22 protein-coding genes are annotated in these 21,215 nt (G+C 51.0%); 3 read left to right on the top strand and 19 right to left on the bottom strand.

The features are described 5' to 3' along the window. Positions 1-31 precede the first annotated feature (31 nt). Together guaB and E5987_RS00420 are read right to left on the bottom strand one after the other, a co-directional pair. On the bottom strand, positions 32-1,498 hold the full coding sequence (guaB, locus tag E5987_RS00415; RefSeq protein ID WP_160334110.1) for an IMP dehydrogenase: 1,467 nt from the start codon (positions 1,496-1,498) through the stop codon (positions 32-34). Positions 1,499-1,598: 100 nt separating this feature from the next. Further along, positions 1,599-1,907 (bottom strand): RnfH family protein, encoded by a 309-nt coding sequence (locus E5987_RS00420; RefSeq protein ID WP_160334111.1) that lies wholly within the window; start codon positions 1,905-1,907, stop codon positions 1,599-1,601. Between the two features lie 86 nt (positions 1,908-1,993). Here E5987_RS00420 and smpB point away from each other — a divergent pair, with 86 nt between their 5' ends. Both smpB and E5987_RS00430 read left to right on the top strand, forming a co-directional pair. After that, the gene (gene smpB, locus E5987_RS00425; protein WP_160334112.1) at positions 1,994-2,443 is read left to right on the top strand and encodes an SsrA-binding protein SmpB; all 450 of its coding nucleotides are present in this window, start codon (positions 1,994-1,996) and stop codon (positions 2,441-2,443) included. 12 nt (positions 2,444-2,455) lie between these two features. Continuing rightward, on the top strand, positions 2,456-3,004 hold the full coding sequence (locus E5987_RS00430) for a phospholipase D-like domain-containing protein (protein WP_160334113.1): 549 nt from the start codon (positions 2,456-2,458) through the stop codon (positions 3,002-3,004). A 32-nt stretch (positions 3,005-3,036) separates the two neighbouring features. Here the strand turns inward: E5987_RS00430 and E5987_RS00435 are convergent, their stop codons facing one another. From E5987_RS00435 to ppsA, 5 genes are all read right to left on the bottom strand, one after another. After that, positions 3,037-4,206, bottom strand: coding sequence for an iron-containing alcohol dehydrogenase (locus E5987_RS00435; RefSeq protein ID WP_160334114.1), 1,170 nt, complete (start codon positions 4,204-4,206; stop codon positions 3,037-3,039). 25 nt (positions 4,207-4,231) lie between these two features. Continuing rightward, a complete protein-coding gene (locus tag E5987_RS00440) occupies positions 4,232-4,753 on the bottom strand; it encodes a hypothetical protein (protein ID WP_160334115.1) in 522 nt (173 codons plus the stop codon). After that, on the bottom strand, positions 4,746-5,231 hold the full coding sequence (locus E5987_RS00445; RefSeq protein WP_237178659.1) for a hypothetical protein: 486 nt from the start codon (positions 5,229-5,231) through the stop codon (positions 4,746-4,748). The genes E5987_RS00440 and E5987_RS00445 overlap by 8 nt, the downstream gene beginning before the upstream one ends. Next, positions 5,228-5,677, bottom strand: coding sequence for an NfeD family protein (locus E5987_RS00450; protein WP_237178660.1), 450 nt, complete (start codon positions 5,675-5,677; stop codon positions 5,228-5,230). The genes E5987_RS00445 and E5987_RS00450 overlap by 4 nt, the downstream gene beginning before the upstream one ends. An 83-nt stretch (positions 5,678-5,760) precedes the next feature. Next, the gene (gene ppsA, locus E5987_RS00455) at positions 5,761-8,139 is read right to left on the bottom strand and encodes a phosphoenolpyruvate synthase (RefSeq protein WP_160334117.1); all 2,379 of its coding nucleotides are present in this window, start codon (positions 8,137-8,139) and stop codon (positions 5,761-5,763) included. A gap of 89 nt (positions 8,140-8,228) precedes the next feature. On the opposite strand from ppsA, the gene ppsR reads away from it, so the two are divergent. Next, positions 8,229-9,095 (top strand): posphoenolpyruvate synthetase regulatory kinase/phosphorylase PpsR, encoded by an 867-nt coding sequence (gene ppsR / locus E5987_RS00460; RefSeq protein ID WP_160334118.1) that lies wholly within the window; start codon positions 8,229-8,231, stop codon positions 9,093-9,095. Here the strand turns inward: ppsR and E5987_RS00465 are convergent. From E5987_RS00465 to uppS, 12 genes are all read right to left on the bottom strand, one after another. Next, a complete protein-coding gene (locus E5987_RS00465) occupies positions 9,088-9,891 on the bottom strand; it encodes a TrmH family RNA methyltransferase (RefSeq protein WP_160334119.1) in 804 nt (267 codons plus the stop codon). The two genes, ppsR and E5987_RS00465, sit on opposite strands and share 8 nt — an antisense overlap. Further along, positions 9,888-10,523, bottom strand: coding sequence for a ribonuclease HII (rnhB, locus tag E5987_RS00470; RefSeq protein WP_160334120.1), 636 nt, complete (start codon positions 10,521-10,523; stop codon positions 9,888-9,890). Before rnhB ends, E5987_RS00465 begins: the two co-directional genes overlap by 4 nt. Further along, positions 10,523-11,674 (bottom strand): lipid-A-disaccharide synthase, encoded by a 1,152-nt coding sequence (gene lpxB, locus E5987_RS00475; protein ID WP_160334121.1) that lies wholly within the window; start codon positions 11,672-11,674, stop codon positions 10,523-10,525. The genes rnhB and lpxB overlap by 1 nt, the downstream gene beginning before the upstream one ends. Beyond that, complete coding sequence (gene lpxA / locus E5987_RS00480) at positions 11,674-12,468, bottom strand: acyl-ACP--UDP-N-acetylglucosamine O-acyltransferase (protein ID WP_160334122.1); 795 nt, start codon at positions 12,466-12,468, stop codon at positions 11,674-11,676. The genes lpxB and lpxA overlap by 1 nt, the downstream gene beginning before the upstream one ends. Before the next feature lie 9 nt (positions 12,469-12,477). After that, entirely contained in the window at positions 12,478-12,921 is a 444-nt protein-coding gene (fabZ, locus tag E5987_RS00485; RefSeq protein WP_160334123.1) for a 3-hydroxyacyl-ACP dehydratase FabZ, read from the bottom strand. A 1-nt stretch (position 12,922) separates the two neighbouring features. Further along, on the bottom strand, positions 12,923-14,011 hold the full coding sequence (gene lpxD / locus E5987_RS00490) for a UDP-3-O-(3-hydroxymyristoyl)glucosamine N-acyltransferase (RefSeq protein ID WP_160334124.1): 1,089 nt from the start codon (positions 14,009-14,011) through the stop codon (positions 12,923-12,925). Positions 14,012-14,164: 153 nt separating this feature from the next. Next, positions 14,165-14,665 (bottom strand): OmpH/Skp family outer membrane protein, encoded by a 501-nt coding sequence (locus E5987_RS00495; RefSeq protein ID WP_160334125.1) that lies wholly within the window; start codon positions 14,663-14,665, stop codon positions 14,165-14,167. A gap of 42 nt (positions 14,666-14,707) precedes the next feature. Next, positions 14,708-17,029, bottom strand: a complete 2,322-nt coding sequence (gene bamA / locus E5987_RS00500) for an outer membrane protein assembly factor BamA (protein ID WP_160334126.1) — start codon at positions 17,027-17,029, stop codon at positions 14,708-14,710. A gap of 31 nt (positions 17,030-17,060) precedes the next feature. Beyond that, on the bottom strand, positions 17,061-18,410 hold the full coding sequence (rseP, locus tag E5987_RS00505; protein ID WP_160334127.1) for an RIP metalloprotease RseP: 1,350 nt from the start codon (positions 18,408-18,410) through the stop codon (positions 17,061-17,063). A gap of 5 nt (positions 18,411-18,415) precedes the next feature. After that, on the bottom strand, positions 18,416-19,600 hold the full coding sequence (gene dxr / locus E5987_RS00510) for a 1-deoxy-D-xylulose-5-phosphate reductoisomerase (protein WP_160334128.1): 1,185 nt from the start codon (positions 19,598-19,600) through the stop codon (positions 18,416-18,418). A 9-nt stretch (positions 19,601-19,609) separates the two neighbouring features. Beyond that, on the bottom strand, positions 19,610-20,464 hold the full coding sequence (locus tag E5987_RS00515; protein WP_160334129.1) for a phosphatidate cytidylyltransferase: 855 nt from the start codon (positions 20,462-20,464) through the stop codon (positions 19,610-19,612). Between the two features lie 4 nt (positions 20,465-20,468). Continuing rightward, positions 20,469-21,212, bottom strand: a complete 744-nt coding sequence (uppS, locus tag E5987_RS00520; RefSeq protein WP_160334130.1) for a polyprenyl diphosphate synthase — start codon at positions 21,210-21,212, stop codon at positions 20,469-20,471. Positions 21,213-21,215: the final 3 nt, after the last annotated feature.

A 21,215-nucleotide genomic window follows, 5' to 3' on the forward strand; every position in this document is an offset into this window, starting at 1 on the left:
CTTTTGTTAGCTCTTCATGTTATGAAAGAAATTAATGTTCCAATCTGTAGTTCGGAGCTTCCTTCGTAATCTTCACGTCATGAACGTGAGACTCTCTCCAGCCCGCGGAAGTAATTTCAACGAAGGCCGCTTTCGTGCGCATTTCATCAATAGTTCTGCAGCCGCAGTAGCCCATGGAGGAACGAAGACCGCCGGCAAGCTGATAAATGATCGCAAGAACAGATCCTTTATACGGAACCATACCTTCAATACCTTCAGGAACGAACTTATCAACATTGCCGTTGTTGTTGTCCTGGAAGTAGCGGTCGGCAGAACCTTTGCCCATGGCGCCGAGAGAACCCATGCCGCGGTAGCTCTTATAAGAGCGGCCCTGATACAGAATAATTTCACCGGGAGCTTCGTCAGTACCGGCAAACATGCCGCCCATCATGACGGAGTTGGCGCCGGCCGCGATCGCTTTGGCTACGTCACCGGAGAAGCGAACACCGCCGTCAGCAATCAGAGGAACGCCGGAATCCTTAAGGGCTTCGGCAACGTTGGAAATAGCGGTAATCTGAGGAACACCGACACCGGCGACCACACGTGTTGTGCAGATGGAGCCCGGTCCGATACCGACTTTGACCGCGTCAGCACCGTGTTCAACCAGCGCGAGCGCAGCGGCAGCTGTCGCAATATTGCCGCCGATAACCTGAATCTGCGGATAATGTTTCTTAACCCACTGAACGCGATCAAGAACACCCTGAGAATGACCGTGGGCAGTGTCAACAACGAGAACGTCAACACCGGCATCCACCAGCAGCTCGACACGCTCCTCTGTGCCGGCGCCTACGCCGACAGCAGCACCGGCAAGCAGCTTGCCGTGTTTGTCTTTGGCTGCATAGGGATGTTCGGTCGCTTTGGTGATGTCTTTAACAGTCATCAGGCCTTTCAGGTTGAAGTCATCGTCGACAACCAGAACTCGTTCCAGACGGTGATGATGCATCAGCTTCTTAGCGTCTTCCAAAGTGCCGCCCTCTTTCATCGTGATCAGGCGGTCTGCCGGAGTCATGATTTCGCTGATCTTGGCTTCCATACGGTCTTCAAAACGAAGGTCGCGGTTGGTCACCATACCGAGAACTTTGGTGCCGTCTACGACAGGCAGACCGGAAATGTGATGTTCGCGTGTCAGTCTGAGAACGTCCGCAACAATCATATCCGGGCCGATCGTAATCGGATCGGAAACCATGCCGGCTTCATGACGTTTAACTTTGGCAACTTCAGCGGCCTGAGCCTTTGAAGTCATATTTTTATGAATAATGCCGATTCCGCCTTCCTGAGCTAAAGCAATCGCAAGATTGGCTTCCGTAACCGTATCCATGGCTGCGGAACAAAGCGGAAGATTAAGTTTGATGTCTCTGGTGAACTGTGTGGTAAGGACGGTCTCGCGGGGAAGTACATTGGAATATGCAGGTACGAGAAGAACGTCGTCAAAGGTTAAAGCCTTTTGAAGGAGTCTCATTTGGAACCTCTAAGCACAAAAATGAATTATAAAGAAATTTGGATACCGCTTTTACGTTATTTATAAAAAAATCTATAGTGATTTTTACTTACGAAGCCTGTTATTTATCTGAAGCGTGTTTCCTCCCGCGCTGAATGGAAGCGCTCTTCTGCTCGGCTCTGAGCCGTCTGGCTTCTTTGGGATCGATAATAAGCGCAAGGGCGACTTCAATACGGTCGCCCTCGGAAAGCAGGGTATCGGCTTTGCACCTCAAACCGAAAATACTCAGACCATTTTCGTCACTGATCTGAACATTTCCCAACGCAAGTGCCTGAGAAACTGACGCACCTGCAGGGACTTCCAGTTCTGACTTCTTCAGTCCCTGTTTTGTTTGAACAGCCAGAGATACTTTCAACGATAAGTCCCCCATTTCCGTTTCAGATAAGTTTCGGAAATTCTACACGGGTTAAAATTCGTTTTCTAATATTGATTCTATTGTTTTTAGGAGATGCCGCCGTGGCTATCATTCAAAACAAAAAAGCTCGATTCGATTACACCATCGAAGACAAATTTGAAGCCGGTCTTGTCCTTCGCGGCTGGGAAGTTAAATCCATCCGCGCCGGAGGCGCTTCAATCAAGGAATCACATATCTTCGTCCGAGACGGAGAACTCTTCCTTTTGAACGCGAATATCACTCCGCTGAAAACAGCAAGCACACACGAAAAAGCGGATCCGACACGCACCCGCAAGCTGCTGATGCATAAGCATGAGATCATGCGTCTTATCGGAAGAGTTGAACAGGCCGGCTATACGCTTATACCTTTAGATATGCACTTCAAGGACGGCCGCGTCAAACTTGAAATCGGACTCGGAAAGGGTAAAAAACTCTACGAAAAACGCCAGGATGCGAGTAAAAAGGAATGGAAACGTCAGCAGGAGCGTCTGCTAAAAACTCGTAACCGTTAGTAGAGATATTAAATGAACAAACTTTGCATCAGTATTTTGGCGGCTGTCCTTTCGACGGCAGCCATTCAGCCTGCCCTGGCCGCTGAGTCCTATCCGGCCGACGTGCAGGTCTTTTTCTCTCCCCAAGGAGGAGCTCAGAAAGCCGTTGTTGAGGCGGTCGATCATGCGCAGAAGCAAGTGCTGATGCAGGCCTACCTGTTCTCTAATAAAGCGATCACTGAAGCCCTGATCCGCGCCTACAAGAGAGGCGTTGATGTCAGGATCATCATCGATCAGAAGATGCTTGCAAAGAAGAGAACGACTGTGCCGATGCTGTACGAGAACTCGGTGCCGACTTATATTGACACGACCCATCGAACCGCGCATGACAAAATTATTATCATCGACTCCGACATCGTCATTACCGGAAGTTTTAACTTTGTCGAGGTGGCTGAACAGTCCAACGGAGAAAACCTTCTCGTACTGCGTTCTGCAGGATTAAATCAAGCCTATCGAAAGAACTGGGAAAAACATTTCGGCCACAGTCAGACGAAAACGCTTGAGCTAAAAACAAAACCGTAAAAATTGAGAGCCCGGAACCCGGGCTCTTCTCTTTAGCGCATCATGTCGTAAATCTTTGCGATATCTTCAGCGTAAAGTTTCTTGAACCCGCCGAGCTTACCGGGGATACGCACCGCTTTTTCAGCAAGTTCGCGGGAATCTGCCTTATCTGCGCCCAAATCGGAGAGCGTCGCGGGCGCGCCCACTTCACGATAGAAGCGCTTGAGCGCCTCAATGCCTTTGAGCGCGGTCTCGTTGTCATCAGCGCCCGCTTCCTCGCCCATCACATTGATCGCGAACTGAGCGAACCTTGAAGGCTTGACATCATACACATAGCGCATCCAGGCCGGAATCACAACGGCCAGTCCGTCACCATGCGTAATGGAGGTATCCCAGGCGCTGAGTTCATGCTCCATCCCGTGCGAAGCCCAGTCTTCCGTCTGGCCGAGTGCATAGTAGCCGTTATGCGCAAAAGAACCCGCTACACTTACTTGACACCATGCGTCATAGTCTTCATGGTTTTTCATCAGCTTCAAACCGTTGCGCATGATCGTTCTCATCGCCGCTTCGGCCTGCCCGTCAACAAAGTCGGTACCTTCCGTCAGCGTGAAATAGCGCTCCATGATGTGGCTCATCATGTCAATAACGCCCGCGCGAATCTGTTTTTGCGGAAGCGTAAAGAAAATTTCCGGATTAATGACGCTGGCAAAAGGTCTCACAACGGGAGAGCCGGCGCCAAGCTTGCGCCCTTCTCCGGAAATCACAATACGAATACTCTGCTCGGAACCTGCCGCAGGCAGTGTCAGCACACAGGCGACCGGAAGCGCTTCTTTAGGGCTTACGCCTGCGGCAAAGAAGTCCCATACGTCTCCCTCATACGGCACGCCGATCGCGATGGCTTTGGAAGCATCAATGACACTGCCGCCGCCAACCGCAAGAACCGCACGAGCGCCGCACTCGCGCGCCGCTTCAATACCGTCGCGGACTAAGTCCAGCTGCGGATTCGGAGTGACGCCGCCTTTAAAGACCGCAGACAGCCCGGCAGCTTCAAGCGAGCGACGAACGCGGTCAATCAGTCCGCTTTTTTCTGCGGATTTACCGCCGTAAACAACAAGTACTGTGTCACCGGCTTGAAGCTTTCCCAGAAGAATCGCACCGATATCGTTCTCTCTGCCTTTGCCGAAAATCAGATGAGTGGGATTGCAGTATTCAAAATTATTCATATTGTCATTCCATTAGATTTGAGATTTATTCAAAATCATCGCCGACCGCACCGACAAAAAGCATGGTCCAGGTTTCAACCCACTCCTGAAGCATCGGCGGCAGGTTATTCGCGTCTTCGATCTCCCAGCCCGCCTGGAACGTGTCACGCAGCACTAAATAAGATTTCGCACAGAAGTAGGCGGCCGTCTCATAAATGGTTTCTTCAGGAGTGTCTTCTTCGGTCTTTTCCGCGATCTCCTGCACCGTCATACGGATAAACTGAGCTAAACCGTCCGGATTCCAGTCATCCGGTCCGATTTCAAAATGGGGATTTTTACCGCAGAAAGTATCTCCCAGCCACTCCACAAGCTTCTGATCTTTTTCTGCCCGTTCGTCCTCGGTAATCTCGCCCTGAACACACGCAATGGAGCGCTTAAACATGTTAACGAGCGCCTGAGACAAAATTCGGCGAACTACTTCAATATCCACAATGGAAGGCGGTTGCTCCGCTTTTGAGCTGTGATCGTGACCGCAGCCGCGGTTACAGTTAAGAGAGCACTTAGGCATCAAGATGTTCCTTGGTTATCAGCTGACCCCATTTACCAAGAAGCGCATTGAGTTTGATCGGACCTTCTTCGACGATCGTGTCCGGATTCTTCTCAATCTCCTGAATGAGTTCATGGACCTCGTTGGTAAACATGAACATGGCAACCTGCATAAAATCGCGTGAATCAACAACATCATGCTCGGTTAAACCGACCTGAGAGAGTCGATTTGACAGAGCGCTGCGAAGTCTCCGCTCGATCGTCTCGGGAGTGTTCACCTTTGCCGGCGCATAAGCCGGATTCTTTCCAAGAAGCGCAGAGGCTAAAAAGGCAGACGCCTTTTTATCCACATCAATCACTTCCTGACGGGATACATGCTTGCGCGCCGCCTCTGAAAGTCGATTGGCCACAGCAAGCGCATGCGAGTAAAGCAAATAGTTGACCTCCTGCGGATCATCTAAGCTCGGGAGATCAGCACCCTCCGGAATAGCTGCGTTCATTTGATCAGCACCAGACGATTGGGAAGAATTTTCCATATCCTGTATTTTCCTGCTCTAAGCGAATCTCCGTTGTTAAAAGCGATTTCAGCTTCCCACAGTCGCCCGTCATATTGGACAGTGGCGAAACGATTGCTGCGCCACTCGTGGACAGTCACACTGCGTCCGACATGCCGGCGGAGAGATTCGGAATAATTGTCAACAGTCCTTCGATAACGATTAAGCGCCGCGATGAATATCATGACCAGTAAGGAAATAACGGCAAAGATCGCAACTTGAAAGTAAACCGAAGGCAAAAAGAATGAAAGAATCGCGGTAATAAAAGCCGCTCCTGAAATGACCAGAAGAAGGATGTTTCCGAAGTACAAATCCATTGCGCCGATAATCGCGGCTGCAACAAACCAAAAATAGGACAGTCCCATCACAACAACCTTTGCTTTGTTATCCAAGATCTATTCGATCATTATATGGGATAGAAAAACCGCGGCAATCTTTTTAGGACTGTCCGCGGTTTCCTAACGCATAATGAAGCTTATTTCTTGGCTTTCGCAAGACGACGCCATGTATTAAGCACTGTGTCCGGATTCAGGGAAATAGACTCAATGCCCTCGTCCATCAGCCACTGAGCGAGGTCCGGATGGTCGGAAGGACCCTGTCCGCAGATGCCGACATAAGCGCCTTTTTCACGGCAGGCTTTGATCGCTTTGGAGAGCAGTACCTTAACCGCCGCATCGCGTTCATCAAAGAAGTGCGCGATCAGACCGGAGTCACGGTCAAGACCAAGTGTGAGCTGAGTCAGGTCGTTGGAGCCGATGGAGAATCCGTCGAAGTACTCGAGGAATCTTTCAGCCAGCAAAGCGTTGCTCGGAATTTCGCACATCATATTGAGACGAAGTCCGTTAACGCCGCGTTTCAGACCGTGTTCAGCCAGCTTCTCATTAACTTCACGGGCTTCTCTTACGGTTCTGACGAACGGGATCATGATTTCAACATTGGTCAGACCCATTTCATCGCGAACTTTCTTGAGTGCTTCACATTCCATTGCGAAGCATTCCTTGAAGTCTTCAGAAACATAACGGCTGGCGCCGCGGAAACCGAGCATGGGGTTCTCTTCTTCCGGCTCATAAATCTTGCCGCCGATCAGTTTTCTGTACTCATTGCTCTTGAAGTCAGACATACGAACGATGACTTTCTTCGGATAGAAGGCGGCAGCAATTGTCGCAACACCTTCAGCAATCTTGTCTTTATAGAATTCTCGCGGATTTTCGTAACCGGCAGAAGCGTTTTCAACGGCTTCTTTCAGATCGGCCGGAAGATTCGGGTAGTCAAGACAGGCTTTCGGGTGGATACCGATATTGTTGTTGATGATGAATTCAAGACGAGCCAGACCGACACCCTTGTTCGGGATCGCCTGGAAGTCGAAAGCAAGCTGCGGGTTGCCGACGTTCATCATGATCTTGACCGGAATCTCAGGCAGTTCACCCTGACGAACTTCCTTAATTTCAAAAGGCAGCAGGCCTTTGTAAATATTGCCGGTGTCGCCTTCGGCGCAGGAAACAGTGACTTCCTGACCGTCTCTAAGGATTTCAGTAGCATCGCCGCATCCGACAACCGCCGCAATACCAAGTTCACGAGCAATAATCGCAGCGTGGCAGGTACGACCGCCGCGGTTAGTGACAATCGCGCTCGCTTTCTTCATCACCGGTTCCCAGTTAGGATCGGTCATGTCGGTAACGAGAATGTCGCCTTCCTGAACTAAATCCATCTGTTCGGGGCCGGCCACGATACGAACTTTACCGGCGCCGATCTTCTGACCGATCGCTCGGCCGGTGACAAGAACTTCGCCTTTTTCCAACAGAACGAATTTCTGCTGAACATCCTGGCTCTTCTGACGGCTCTTAACCGTTTCCGGACGAGCCTGCAGAATGTAGAGCTTGCCGTCGATTCCGTCTTTGCCCCACTCGATGTCCATCGGACGACCGTAGTGTTTTTCAATAATGACAGCGTACTTAGCAAGCTGAGTGATTTCTTCATCATTCAAAGCAAACTTGCGGCGATCGGCTTCGGGAACATCTTCAACCTTGACAGAGCGGCCGGAAGATTTGTCCAGATCGAAGACCATCTTGATCTTCTTGCTGCCGAGCACTTTGCGGATAACCGGGAACTTGCCCTGAGCAAGGATCGGTTTGTGAACAAAGTATTCGTCCGGGTTCACGGCACCCTGAACGACTGTTTCACCAAGGCCGTAGCTCGCGGTAATGAAAACAACCTGATCAAAGCCGCTTTCTGTATCCATCGTAAACATAACGCCGGCGGCTCCCTTGTCGGAGCGAACCATACGCTGAACACCTGCGGAAAGCGCCACATCGGCGTGCTCAAAGCCTTTGTGAACACGATAGGAAATCGCGCGATCGTTATAGAGAGAAGCAAAAACTTCCTTCATCTTCGCAAAGACCTGATCAATGCCGACAACGTTCAGGAAGGTTTCCTGCTGACCGGCAAAAGATGCGTCGGGAAGGTCTTCGGCTGTCGCAGAAGAGCGAACGGCCACGGAGATTTCTTCCTGACCGTCTTTCAGCCATTCATAATGTTCGCGAATTTCCTGTTCAAGCTTTGCGGGGAAAGGCGCCTCTTCAATCCAGGAGCGAATCTCTGCACCGGCTTTTGCAAGCTCTTTGACGTCATCTACATCCAGCGATTTAAGTCTTTCTTCAATCCTCTTATCCAGACCGCCTTCCTTCAGGAAAACGCGGAAAGCCTCTGCAGTTGTAGCAAAACCGTCAGGAACACGAATGCCCGCTTCTGTAAGCTGGCTTAAAAGTTCGCCCAACGACGCGTTTTTACCACCGACGATGTCAACATCGCTCATGCGCAGCTGGCTGAAAGGAATGACGAAACGTCCTTGTGTCATGTTTACCTCAAAATGGTGAGAAAAAATTTGCTAAATTTTAGCTTGTCTTTCACTGCAATTCACCTTATTTAATCAACAGGTAACAATTTATGACTTCTATCGGAACCGATAATCAGGGAAAGCCGAAGCAGCGTACCGTGTTTTTTGTATCGGATGCAACCGCTATTACGGCTGAAACGCTGGCAAACTCCGTATTGGCACAATTCCACGGCCTGAAATATCAGCGCTTTAGAATGCCGTTCGTCAATACCGACGAAAAAGCTAAGGCTGCCGCTCTTCGAATTAATGAAATCGAAAAAGAAACCGGCGTGCGCCCGATTGTGTTCTCAACATTAGTTGCCGGCTCTCTCGCTTCCACATTCAACGAATACTGCAACGCCTTCGTTATTGAACTGTTCAGATCCTTCGTCGGCCCGCTTGAGCGTGAACTCGGCGTCCCGAGCGACCACTCCGTCGGAAAGAGTCATGAAATCGGAGATCAGGATCGTTACAACCGCCGTATCGACGCTATTAATTACACGCTTTCTCACGATGATGGACAGACTAACAATGGCCTTGAGGAAGCCGATGTCATCCTTGTCGGCGTATCGCGAAGCGGAAAAACACCGACAAGTCTTTATTTGGCCATGCAGTACGGCATCAAGGCCGCAAACTATCCTCTTATTCCCGAGGACTTTGACCGCGGAGAACTTCCGCCCGCTTTGGAAAGCTGCAAGGGAAAGATTTTCGGACTCTCGATTGCTCCTGAACGCCTCTCTCAGATCCGCAGCGAAAGGAGACCGAATTCGCGCTACGCGTCATTAGAAAACTGCCGCTACGAAGTGTACGAAGCGGAAAGAATGATGGATAACGAAGGAATTAAATTCCTGTCCTCCACGACAAAATCCATTGAGGAAATTTCGGCCACGATCCTTCTCGAACTCAAGGTCAACGTGGATCCGATGATGTCTATGTAGCCGATTTCAGCAGCCTGCGGCGACGCTGCTCAAATAAGCATACAGACGCGGCCGAGGCCACATTAAGGCTCTCGACCCGTCTGTCAATCGGAATCAAAAGCGTTATGTCGGAATTTTGCAGACTGTCCTGCGAAACACCGGCGCCTTCATTGCCAAACACCCAAATCGTGGGCCTCTCGCCCCAGTTCTCGGCAAACAAATCTTTTCCGCCTCGTGCGTCAGCGACCAAACACTGATTGCCGCTCTCCTCTTTGATCGACTTCAGAGATTTTCCGAAAATAAATCGACAGAAAAAGTGAGCCCCCATCCCCGCTCTTAATACTTTCGGACCCCAAATGTAGGCACATTGATCCGACACCGCGATAGTTGACACGCCGGCGGCAAGAGAAAGCCGAATAATCGAGCCCGCATTGCCGGGATCGGAAACTCCGTCAAGAAAAACAATATCCCCGTGCCCGACTTGTTCCTGCGGCACGGGAGTAGAAATCTCACAGACAATACCCGCACCGTTCTCCACCGGACAAATCGAAGCGAAATGTGCTGCGGGCAGCTCCAAAAGATAAATGTTCAAATGCTCAAGCTTTCCCAGAACAGCTCGAAGCTCGTGATTTCTGTCTGCTCCCTCACGGATAAAAATCGTACGAATTAATTCAGGATGCTTGCAGAGCTCGCCGGCCAGATGCAGACCTTCTGCTAAGGTTGTGCCGGTCCTACGGCAAAGTCTCGGATATTTAAGCAGACGTCTGGCTCGTTTTAAAGATTCATTCGCTCCGCTTGTTGCACGCACTCTTATCATCGCTGCTGTTTCCTCTTTAATCGATCTGCTTTTCGCTCAAAACGTTTTGCCACTTCCACTACCGGGCCGAACGTCAGCCGATGAATCGGACAAGGGCCCCATTTATTGAGCATCTTAAGATGAAGTTCCGTTCCGTATCCGGAATGCTTTTCAAAACCGTATCTCGGATACATTTCCGCAAAAATTTTCATTTGAGCGTCGCGGAAGGTTTTCGCCAATATGGAGGCGGCGGAAATCGCCGGAATTAAATCGTCACCCTTAACGATCGGTTCCGCGCGAAAAGGCAGCTCCGGAAGGCGATTCCCGTCCACCAGTACGATATCGGGCTTATGTGTCAGCTGAAGCACCGCTTTTCTCATTGCGAGCATCGTCGCCTGAAGAATGTTCAGAGAATCAATTTCTGCGACAGTACCTTCCGCGATCCCCCAGCATATCGCTTTTTCCCGAATTTCTACCGCGAGACGCTCTCTGACATGCGCAGTCAGCTTTTTTGAATCGCGCAGACCTTCGATCGGGTTATTCGGGTCAAGTATAACGGCCGCGGCCACGACAGGTCCTGCAAGCGGGCCCCTGCCTGCCTCGTCTACCCCGCAGACCAGCCCCTGCGGCTCAAAATCAAATAAATAATCCATCAGCGCTTCAGAACCTTCTCAATCGCCTCGGTTGTCAGCTGGGCCGTCGGACGCAGCAGCGAATGATGAATGTCGGTAAAAATCGCTTTCAGAGCTTCCTGCCGCTTGGGCTCAAGCGCATGCAGAAGATGGGAGGAAAGGATTTCAGGAGAGCAGAACATCTGAACGCACTCGGGGACCAGGGATTTCTGCGCCAGAATATTCGGAAGTCCGATCCACTTTGTCTGTCCCTTGGACAAGATCAGCATCGCCGACAACGCGGGCATCTTGTAGCCGATAACCAGCGGCTTCTTATAGAGCGCCGCCTCAAGTGTCGCTGTTCCGCTTGCGACCAAAATCGCGTCCGAAGCTTCCATTGCCGTGTGAGACTGCCCGTCTAAAATTAAAGACGCTTCTTTCACCGCCGGGAACTGATCCAAAACCTTCAGAATCTCTTCTTTACGTTTAGCGTCAGCCGCGGGAATCACAAAACGACTCGTGGGTTCCGATTTAAGCACCAAATCCGCCGCGCCGAAGAATTCAGGCGCACACCATTTGATCTCGTCTTTACGGCTTCCGGGAAGAATCGCGATCACCGGTCCGACTGTTTTTAAACCGATCTTCTCACGAGCACCGAGCGTGTCAGGTTCAATCGGAATTAAATCCGCAAGCGGATGACCGATGTACGTGCAGCTGATGCCGGCTTCGCGGAATATTTTTTCCTCAAAAGGAAATACCAGCAGCAAGTGATCAACCGCCCTTTTAATCTGATGGATACGCTGCGGACGCCACGCCCAAACAGCCGGCGCAACCATATGGACGACCGGGATGCCGGTTGAACGCACTTTTTCTTCAATCGCCAGATTAAAGTCGGGCGCGTCCACGCCGATGTATGCCGCAGGTCGATTTTCGAGCGTGCGGCGTATCACGTCATGGCGAATCTTCAGAATTCTCGGCAAATGCCGCACAACTTCAAGATAGCCGCGCACAGAGAGTTCACTCGCGCTGTACCAGCTCTGAAGACCGTCGGCGACCATTCTTTCTCCGCCGATACCCTCCATCGTCATTTGCGGGAATGCCTCGGAAAGCGAAGGAAGAACACGCGAAGCCAAGTAGTCTCCGCTGTTCTCTCCGGCGGTCCATACGATCGAGTTGGATGTGAGTTTCTCCATTAGCGGGCAATCCCTCTCGGTGAAGACTCAATAAAGTCACGCATCAGTGCGCATACCTTCTTTGCCTGTTCGTCGTCAATACTGTCCGCAAGAGCGTTAATCGCAGTGACCGCCTCAGCAATCGTATTGCCGTCACGGAAAATCAAACGGTAGGCCTGACGAGCGGCGCGAATCGCCGTGTGAGTATATGCATGGCGCTTCATGCCTTCTACGTTGATGCCGAACGGAGCCGCAGGATAACCTTGGTACATGCCGTAAGGAATAATGTCCTGACGAACCATCGAACCGCCGCTGAGCATTGCTCCGCGCCCGATGCGCACAAACTGATGTACGCCGGACTGACCGCCGATGATTGCGTCATTGCCGACATGCACGTGACCGGCAAGTCCAACATTGTTGGCAATAATCGTGCCGTCGCCAACCACACAGTCATGCGCGATATGCACGTTCGCCATCAAAAGGTTGCCGTCGCCGATTTGCGTGAGTGAATGATCCTGAATCGTTCCGGTTGAGAGCGTGCAGTGCTCTCTAATGACGTTATCGTTTCCGATCACCAGGCGAGTCGGCTCATTGCGGTATTTTTTATCCTGGGGATCAATACCGATGGCGGAAAACGCGTAAATTTTATTGCGCTCTCCGATCACCGTATGGCCGGTCACGACGATATGGCTCTGCAGCGTCGTGCCTGCGCCGATCTCCACATTCGGGCCGATCGTGCAGAAGGGACCGATGACAACATCGTCCGCAATTCTCGCAGCAGGATCTACGATGGATGATGGATGAATATTAGCCATATTCAGCCTTTACTTTTTAGGGGTGCGGTAAGAACACATCATGTCGGCGCAGGCAGCAAGCTGACCGTCAACAGTCGCGTCGCAGTGCATCTTGATCATGCCGGCTTTTTCTCGAAGGAAAGTACATTCAAAGCGAAGCTGGTCGCCGGGAATGACAACGCGTTTGAAGCGAGCGTTGTCAATCGCCGCAAAATAGAAAAGCTTTTCCGGATCACGCTCTCCGCCCATGCGCGCAAATGCGAGCATCGCGCAGGCCTGAGCCATCGCTTCAATAATCAGCACACCCGGCATTACGGGAACGCCCGGGAAGTGACCGGTAAACTGCGGCTCATTAACCGTCACGTTTTTAATGGCAATCAGTTTATCCACACCGTTGGTCTCAAGTACGCGGTCAACCAGAAGGAACGGATAACGATGCGGCAGAAGCCTCATGATGTCATTAATGTCTTGCATATTATTTCTCAGTTAAAGAATCAATCTTAGCCGACAGGCGCTTAAGCTGACGGCGAATTTCAGGAAGCCGTTTGATAACGGAAAGAATGTTGTAAAACTCTTTGTGCGGCATAGCAGGAATATAGCCTGCATAATAATCCGGTTTATCAATATTGCCGGGAACGCCCGCGCCGCCGCCGATAATTGAGCCGGCCGCGACCTTCAAATGACCGGCAAAGCCTGAGCCGCCGCCGGCCTGAACGTTGTCGCCGATCGTTGTGCTGCCTGCAAGACCCGTACGGCCCGACAAAACAACATTGTTGCCGACTTTGCAGTTGTGACCGATCATGACCAGGTCATCGATCTTGGTGCCGTTGCCAATCGTCGTACTAAGAAGCGCGCCGCGGTCAATACAGGTATTCGCGCCGATCTCAACATCCTCTCCGGTTTCTACCGCGCCGATCTGAGGAATCTTGACATAACGGCGATCGAGCGGCGCAAAACCGAAGCCGTCAGCTCCGATAACCGCGCCGGAATGAATAATATTGCGCGGGCCGATTTTGCAGCCATAATAAATATTGACGTTCGGATAAATATGCGAATCCTCGCCGATGACCGTGCCCTCTCCAATGACGGAATTGGCCCCGATAAAGCAGCGGGCACCGATCTTGGCGCCTTTGCGAATAACGGCTCCGGCTTCGACGGTTGCGGATTCATCAATCTCAGCGCCCTCTTCGACAACCGCTCTTGCATCAATGCCCGGCTGTGCTTTGACCTGCGGGAACATCACTTGAAGCGCAAGGGCGAACCAGGCGTATGGATTGCGTGTGACAACCAGAATGCGTTCGGGCTCGTCTTCGCCCCAAATCGTCTTTTTATCTTCTTCGGTAAGAACTAACGCGGTCGCTTTACTGTCTCTAGCCGCATCTCGGTATTTGCTGTTGGCGAGAAATGCAACTTCGCCGAATCCCGCTGTCTCAAGCGGAGCAATAGAGTGAATTTTTGCCGAACCGCCGTTGGCGCTGATCGTGCTGAGGAGCGTGTCGTTGCTCTTCTCTTTGATGCGATCCACCAACTCTAGCAGTGTGAGCGGTTCTGTCTGCTGGTTCATGATTATGCCTCCGTGGCAAAAAATTTAGCTTAACTGCACGGAGAACAAAAATCTGTTCTTTGAAACCCGGTGTCAGTTTAAGCCGCAATGGGTGCGGACTGCGCACTTAAGACAACAAGCAGACACCGGGCCTGCTTGTTGTAATGAGGAAAATTACTTCAGCTCTTTCAGGACCTGATCTGTAATATCAATCTTCGGATTGACGTAAATCGCTTCCTGAAGAATCAGATCATACTTTTCACGCTGAGCAATGTTCTTGATGACCGTGTTGGCCTGACGAAGAAGCTTCTGAAGTTCTTCGTTTCTGCGCTGGTTGAAGTCTTCACGCAGTTCGCGCTGACGACGCTGGAAGTCGCGGTCACGATCCTGAAGATCGCGCTGTTTGCGCAGACGTTCCTGATCAGTCATGGTCGGAGCATTCTTTTCAAAACGTTCGAAATCGCTCTTCAAACGCTGACCGGCAGCGTTGATCTCTTTGTCGCGTTTGGAAAATTCGCTTTCCAGTTTCTTGCTTGCAGCCTGTGCAGCAGGAGAATCACGAAGAATAACTTCTGTGTTAACGACTCCAATCTTAACTTCGTCTGCAAGGACTGCTGTCGAAGCAGAGCAAACTAATGCGGAAGCAAGAGCAACCGCCAACCATTTTTTTTGCATGAATGTATCTCCTACACAATTTTCTAATTGTGCCACAATTAACTAGAAACCTGTACCAATTTGGAATTGGAATCTTTCAAGTTCGTCGGAATTCTTCTTATTCAGCGGGAACGCGAAACTCAGTTTAAGCGGTCCCATCGGCGAAATCCAGGCTAAACCGACACCCACGGAGTATCTCAAATCTCCGAGGTCCAGTCTGTCCTTCTGGTACCCAAGAAGGGAACCGTCACTGGAGTAATTGGCTTTACGGCCCCAGACCCAGCCGCCGTCAAGGAATGTAAACATACGCAGTGTACGGTCTGCTCCGGGGATCGGTGTCAGAAGCTCAATCGAGAAGTTCAGTTTGCGGTTACCGCCGGAAGCATCGCCGTCAGAATCACGAGGACCTAAAGATGAAGTTTCGTAGCCGCGGACAGAACCGATACCGCCGCCGTAGAAGTTCTTGAAGAACGGATACTCTTTGCCGTTATAGCCGTCACCGTAGCCAAGCTCGGTGTTAAACGCGAATGTAATCGACTTCGTAATTGGCACAAACTGCTGGAACTGATACGTTGCACGGTAGTATCTCAGGTCAAGAACCGGCATGGACACTTCACCGAACAAGCGCTGATAACGACCTCTGGTCGGAGCAAGAATATTGTCTCGGCTGTCTCTGGACCAGCCCAATGTCAGCGCGACCGATTTCGGCTTGTCACCGAAGTCATGAACATACTCACGGTAACGCTGAGGCGCATTGGCTCCAAGCGTCACGTCCGTCATTTCAAATTTTCCGCCAAGGAAAATCTGATCGTTCTCAGTGATCGGAATACCGTATGTCACACCGGCACCGTAAGTTTCGTACTTAACGTCGTCGGTAATTTCCAACTCATCCAGGTCTAAGCGGCGGTCGTAAATTTCAAACGACTGGCTGATGCCGGAAGTCGTAATGTACGGCTGCGTAAAGTTTGCGGCATAGGTTCTGGAGCTCTTGGAAGTATTGACTTCAAGAGAAAGAGAGTTGCCGGTACCGAAAATATTGTTCTGCGAGAATCCGCCCGAAAGAATAATACCCTCGGAAGTAGAGTAGCCCGCACCGACGGAAATGTTGCCGGTCGGACGTTCTTTAACATGCACGTTCAAATCCACTTCGTCAGGAGAACCGGCTACCGGAGTCGGCTCAGCTGTCACGGTTTCGAAGAAGCCGAGACGGTCGATACGGTCTCGCGAAACCGCGACTTTATCGCTGTCAAACCAGCTGGCTTCATACTGACGAACTTCGCGGCGAATGACTTCGTCCTGCGTGCGAGTGTTGCCGGAAATCAGCACGTTGCGAACGTAGACGCGTCTGCCCGGGTCAATCGTATAAACAATCGTGACTTCGTCGTCATTTTCCGGATCGACAACCGGAGACGGAACGGCTCTTGCAAAGGCGTAACCAACCGTCGAAAGCTTATCGGTGAACTTTTTGCCCAGAGCATTAATGGCCGAAGCGTTGTAAACGCTGCCCGGTTTAATATCAACCAGCTCTTCAAACTCAGGTTCCAGACCGAGCATGTCGCCGGTCAGACGAATGCCTTTAATCTTGTAGCGCTTGCCTTCGTCAACGTTAATGGTGACGTAAATACCGGACTTGTCCGGGCTGATGGAAACCTGAGTGGAGTCAATCTTGAAATCCAGATAACCGTTGTTGTTGTAAAGCGCACGGATGGCTTCCAAGTCAGCTTCCAGCTTTTCTCTTGAATACTGATCGCGTTTTGTGTACCAGGAGAACCAGTTCGGCGTACCAAGCTGCATCTCGTCGCGAAGGTCACCTTCGGAATAAACCTTGTTGCCGACGAATCGAATCTGCTGAATCTTGGAAGTCGTTCCTTCATCAACGTCAATATTGACGCGTACACGGTTGCGCTCAACCGGAGTCACCGTTGTTTTGACCTCCGCGGAATATCTTCCGCGGGTCAAATACTGTCTTCTTAATTCCTGAACAGCCCTATCCAAAACCGCTCTGTCAAAAACAGAACCTTCGGAAAGTCCGACCGATCTAAGCGATTTTTCAACACCTTTTGAATCGAACTCCGCAATACCGGTGGTATGGATGTTTGCGACCGTCGGGCGTTCCTGAACACGGACCACTAAAACGTTGCCGTCCATATCAAGCTGAACATCCTGGAACATACCGGAGGCATAAAGCGATCTCAAGGACATGGCACCGAGCTCAGCTGTGTAGGTGTCGCCAACTCGAATAGGAAGATGCGAAAAGACGGTGCCGGCTTCTGTTCTGGAAATACCCTCAAGACGAATGTCTTTGATCACATGTCCTTGGGCCCACACTTGAGCTGCCATAAGCGCGCCCAGACAGGCTAACGTAATTTTCTTAGGATAAGGCATAAATTCTTAATAAAAATCGGCTCTCTTAAAACTATGAAAAAAGCCTCGTCAAATCATTAAAAAGAGCGAGCACAGTCAAACCTAACAAAGCAGCAATCCCAACTTTTTGGGCTGCACTTTGAAAAGATTCGGATACAGGCTTGCCTCTAATCATTTCGAGAGAATAATACAGGAGATGGCCCCCGTCCAACATAGGAATCGGTAGTAAGTTCAATATTCCTAAACTTACCGAGATGACGGCAAGGAAGGATAAAAACGGGATAAAGCCCAGCTGGACGGACTGTCCGGCATAATCGGCGATAGAAACCGGACCGGAAATGTTTTTTACCGAAACATCTCCGGTAAACATCAATCCGATCATTTTCAGAGAAACTGAGGCCGTCTCCCATGTCTTACGTACGCCTTGAAGCAAACTTTCAAAAAAACCGTATGCAACTTTTGTTTTCGGGTAATCCACGCCAATGGAAGCCCCGATGCGTCCGGCTTCTTCTCCGTCGGCTTCAAGATGTGCTGAAGGTGTTACGCGGAATTTAAACTCTTTCCCTTGGCGATCAACGATAAATTCCAACGGCATGCCGGGCGACTTTTTAACCGCTTCGACCAGGTCAGCGGGCATTGGAACTGCTTTGCCATTAATGCTGATGACTTCGTCACCAACTTCCAGGCCGCCTTCTTTGGCAGCGGAATCTCCGACAAATCCGGTAATAATGGGACGGCTGACTTGCAAAGACAGACCGATACGGGTCAGCGGATCGTCATCCTGGCTGAGAGAGTCAAAACCGACATTTCTCAAATCCAGCGTGCGCTCAAACTCCGCTCCGTTGGGTGAATGCACTTCAATAGGAACTTCTTTGCCGAATTTGTTAATCAGCTCGAAACGAAGATCGGCAAAACTCTTTACGGCTGAACCGTCCACCCTCACGATCTGATCTCCGCGATGAAGACCAATCTCGGCCGCCGGCGTTCCGGCGGGAGGTTCCGCAGTTACAGGAAGCGGCTGTACGCTGCCGACCATAAACACTGCGGCAAAAAGCAGTACCGCTAAAATCAGATTCGCAGCCGGGCCTGCGGCCACAATGAAAAATCTCTGCCAAACCGACTTGGAACCGAACGTACGGTCCGCGTCCTCCGGTTTTATCGGCAGGCAGGCCGGATCCCGCTCGTCAAGCATACGGACATATCCGCCGAGCGGAAGCGCCGCTACGGACCACTCAGTCCCGTCCGGGTCATTTTTTCTTTTCCATGAGAAAAGCGGTTTGCCAAAACCAATCGAAAATTTCAAAATTTTGACACCGCAAAGGCGTGCCGCTAAATAGTGGCCCGCCTCATGAAAAGTGATCAAAACTCCGATGGTGACAATAAAAGCGATTACTGTCGTCATCAATGTCAATTCTTATCTCTCCGATGTTCGGAATATCCGTCTGCCCACGCCCGAGCCAGCTCTCTTGCCTGTCTGTCCGTCTCAAGAATTTCCTCCAGAGTTGTCGGAGCCGGCGGCTGGAAACCATACATCATGGAGCGGCACAAAACGGCAATATCCGTAAAGCCGATACGTCCCTCAAGAAACGCCTCAACACCGATCTCATTGGCGGCATTAAGCACAATACTGGCCGAACCGCCCATCTTAAGCGCTTCATAGGCATAGCCGAGCTGAGGGAAACGATTTAAATCCGGGTCTTCAAAAGTCAATGTTTTTATCTGAGAAAATTTTAACGGGGTCACTCCTGCCGTAAATCGATCCGGATACGCTAAAGAGTAAGCAATCGTATTTTTCATATCCGGCGCGCCCATCTGAGCGATCACAACGCCGTCCTCGTATTCAACCATTGAGTGAATGATGCTCTGCGGATGAACCACCACGTCAATGCGTTCAGGCAGAAAGTCAAACAGCCAGCGCGCTTCAATGACTTCCAGCCCCTTATTCATCAGCGTGGCGGAATCCACCGTAATTTTGCGTCCCATCGACCAATTCGGATGATGCGTCGCCTCTTCGATCGTCACGTCGGAAAGGTCTTTTCTGGTTCGGAAAGGACCGCCTGAAGCGGTCAGAATAATGCGTGCTTTTTCACGCGAACGTTCGGTTTCGCCCACAAGACACTGGAAGATCGCGTTGTGTTCACTGTCCACCGGCATCAGCGTCGCACCGCACCGCTTAACGGTGTCCATGAGAAGTTTGCCGCCGCAGACCACACTCTCCTTATTGGCCAGCAAAAGCTTCTTGCCGGCTTCCGCCGCGCGGAATGTAGAAACGATGCCAGCTGCGCCGACAATGGCACCTACGACAATATCAACTTCCGGCGAGGCCGCTAGACGAGCAACCGCCTCGGCGCCTGCTTCAGCCCGTGCATTGCAGCCGATCGCCGCCAGGGCTTCCTTCAGCGCTTCTAATTTCGACGGATCCGAAGTCACCGCCAAAGAAACATTAAACCGCTTGGCAATCTCTGCGAGCTCTTTTACGCGGGAGTGCGCGGTGACCGCATACAGACGGAATTTGTCAGGATAGAGCTCAAGCACACCCAGCGTGCTTTTTCCAATGGAGCCCGTCGCTCCGAGAATCGCTACGTTTTGCATGGTCGCAGATTAGAAGCCTTGAAGAAACAGAAGAACAAAAACAGAATACGGCAGAACGCTCATCTGGGCGTCCAGGCGATCGTAAAAGCCGCCGTGACCGGGCAGAAGATTGCTTGAGTCCTTAATTCCGACGGATCTCTTGAGCGCGCTCTCAAACAAATCTCCGGCAATGGAAAAAAGAACCGCAATAAAGAGCACCAAGTCGGAGGCCCAAATATCCAGGCCCGAAATAATCGAATTGCTCCAGAGCGGGAAAGAAGGCTGAGCCCAATAAAGGACATACGAAAGCGCAATCACGCAGACAAACGCCGTCAGCGCGCCCGACCAAGTCTTTTTCGGACTGATCCCCTGAGCCATCTTCGGTCCGCCCATTGCGCGGCCGCCGAAATAAGCCACGATGTCGGCAACCCACACAATAGCTAAAACCGAAAGCATGTAGATCGGTCCCTTTGAACGGAACAGGTACATCAGAGAGAACCATGCCGCAGGCAGAATAACCCAGGCCAGAACTGAACCGAAAATCGGTTTTACCTGCCAGCCCGTTGTTCTGCGTGTGAAGACAAGCAAAGTAATAACAGCCCAAAGAACCGTCGCCGCACAGGTGATGACCATCAGGCCAGTACCGCTCTGCAGCCCCTGAAGAAAGGCCGGAGAAGCATATTCAATATAAAAGAAGAAACAAGCGGCTAATGCCCCGCAGACTCCGGCAAGCGCGGAGTTCCAGCGGCACAGGCGCAGCCACTCCCAAAAACAGCATCCGATCGCGACGGCGGCAACAGCGGTAAACGCAAGCGGAGAAATAAGAAGGGCTCCGATCACGATAATCAGCAAAACAACCGCTGTAATGACTCTTTGCAGAAGCATACGTCTATTCCTTTCGAGACGATTCTTTAATTTGTTCCGATGTTTGGCCAAAACGTCTCTCTCTGCCTGCATACCAAGCTAAAGCATCGGAAAATTCTTTTTCACCAAAATCCGGCCACAGGATGTCTGTGAAATAAAGTTCACTATAGGCAAGCTGCCAGAGCATAAAATTGCTGATCCGAATCTCTCCGCTGGTGCGGATAAAAAGATCCACATCACCGGACTCTGCCATTGGCAGATTTGCGCTCAGCTGCTCTTGTGTAAACTCTGCGCCGCTGTCCCTGATCTTTCTTGCCGCCTCTAAAATCTCCCAGCGGCCGCCGTAATTAATACAGAGATTCAGCGTAATCGCTTTATTGTTCTCAGTTTTGCGCTCCGCTTCGTCTATTTCTCTGCGCAGTTCTGCGGAAAAAGCGCTCAAATCTCCGATAAATCGGATCCGAACGCCGGATTTATGCAGCGATTCAATTTCCTTGCGCAAAGACGAAAGAAAGAGCTTCATCAAGCCCTGCACTTCCTCTTTCGGTCGGTTCCAATTCTCACTGGAAAAGGCAAACAGAGAAAGATGACAGACACCGGCTTTCGCGGCGCCCTGCAGCACACGACGAACGCTCTCTACCCCTTTTTGATGTCCGACAAGACGCGGAAGCATACGCTTTTTTGCCCATCTTCCGTTGCCGTCCATAACAATAGCCACGTGCCGGGGCACCCGAGCACATGGCTTTTCGTTTGTATTACTACCCGGCATAGG

This window comes from Parasutterella muris (genome assembly GCF_009767915.1).
Classification (GTDB): Bacteria; Pseudomonadota; Gammaproteobacteria; order Burkholderiales; family Burkholderiaceae_F; genus Parasutterella; species Parasutterella muris.

Bases quoted from the DNA above. Each gene is read 5' to 3' on its own strand.
- lpxD (WP_160334124.1), bottom strand. From the start codon at position 14,011: ATGAACCAGCAGACAGAACCGCTCACACTGCTAGAGTTGGTGGATCGC.
- lpxB (WP_160334121.1), bottom strand. From the start codon at position 11,674: ATGGAGAAACTCACATCCAACTCGATCGTATGGACCGCCGGAGAGAAC.
- lpxA (WP_160334122.1), bottom strand. From the start codon at position 12,468: ATGGCTAATATTCATCCATCATCCATCGTAGATCCTGCTGCGAGAATT.
- E5987_RS00445 (WP_237178659.1), bottom strand. From the start codon at position 5,231: ATGAACGCAGCTATTCCGGAGGGTGCTGATCTCCCGAGCTTAGATGAT.
- E5987_RS00435 (WP_160334114.1), bottom strand. From the start codon at position 4,206: ATGAATAATTTTGAATACTGCAATCCCACTCATCTGATTTTCGGCAAA.
- E5987_RS00515 (WP_160334129.1), bottom strand. From the start codon at position 20,464: ATGCTTCTGCAAAGAGTCATTACAGCGGTTGTTTTGCTGATTATCGTG.
- uppS (WP_160334130.1), bottom strand. From the start codon at position 21,212: ATGCCGGGTAGTAATACAAACGAAAAGCCATGTGCTCGGGTGCCCCGG.
- E5987_RS00440 (WP_160334115.1), bottom strand. From the start codon at position 4,753: ATGCCTAAGTGCTCTCTTAACTGTAACCGCGGCTGCGGTCACGATCAC.
- ppsR (WP_160334118.1), top strand. From the start codon at position 8,229: ATGACTTCTATCGGAACCGATAATCAGGGAAAGCCGAAGCAGCGTACC.
- dxr (WP_160334128.1), bottom strand. From the start codon at position 19,600: ATGCAAAACGTAGCGATTCTCGGAGCGACGGGCTCCATTGGAAAAAGC.
- guaB (WP_160334110.1), bottom strand. From the start codon at position 1,498: ATGAGACTCCTTCAAAAGGCTTTAACCTTTGACGACGTTCTTCTCGTA.
- fabZ (WP_160334123.1), bottom strand. From the start codon at position 12,921: ATGCAAGACATTAATGACATCATGAGGCTTCTGCCGCATCGTTATCCG.
- rnhB (WP_160334120.1), bottom strand. From the start codon at position 10,523: ATGGATTATTTATTTGATTTTGAGCCGCAGGGGCTGGTCTGCGGGGTA.
- bamA (WP_160334126.1), bottom strand. From the start codon at position 17,029: ATGCCTTATCCTAAGAAAATTACGTTAGCCTGTCTGGGCGCGCTTATG.
- E5987_RS00430 (WP_160334113.1), top strand. From the start codon at position 2,456: ATGAACAAACTTTGCATCAGTATTTTGGCGGCTGTCCTTTCGACGGCA.
- ppsA (WP_160334117.1), bottom strand. From the start codon at position 8,139: ATGACACAAGGACGTTTCGTCATTCCTTTCAGCCAGCTGCGCATGAGC.
- E5987_RS00495 (WP_160334125.1), bottom strand. From the start codon at position 14,665: ATGCAAAAAAAATGGTTGGCGGTTGCTCTTGCTTCCGCATTAGTTTGC.
- E5987_RS00420 (WP_160334111.1), bottom strand. From the start codon at position 1,907: ATGGGGGACTTATCGTTGAAAGTATCTCTGGCTGTTCAAACAAAACAG.
- E5987_RS00465 (WP_160334119.1), bottom strand. From the start codon at position 9,891: ATGATAAGAGTGCGTGCAACAAGCGGAGCGAATGAATCTTTAAAACGA.
- rseP (WP_160334127.1), bottom strand. From the start codon at position 18,410: ATGACGACAGTAATCGCTTTTATTGTCACCATCGGAGTTTTGATCACT.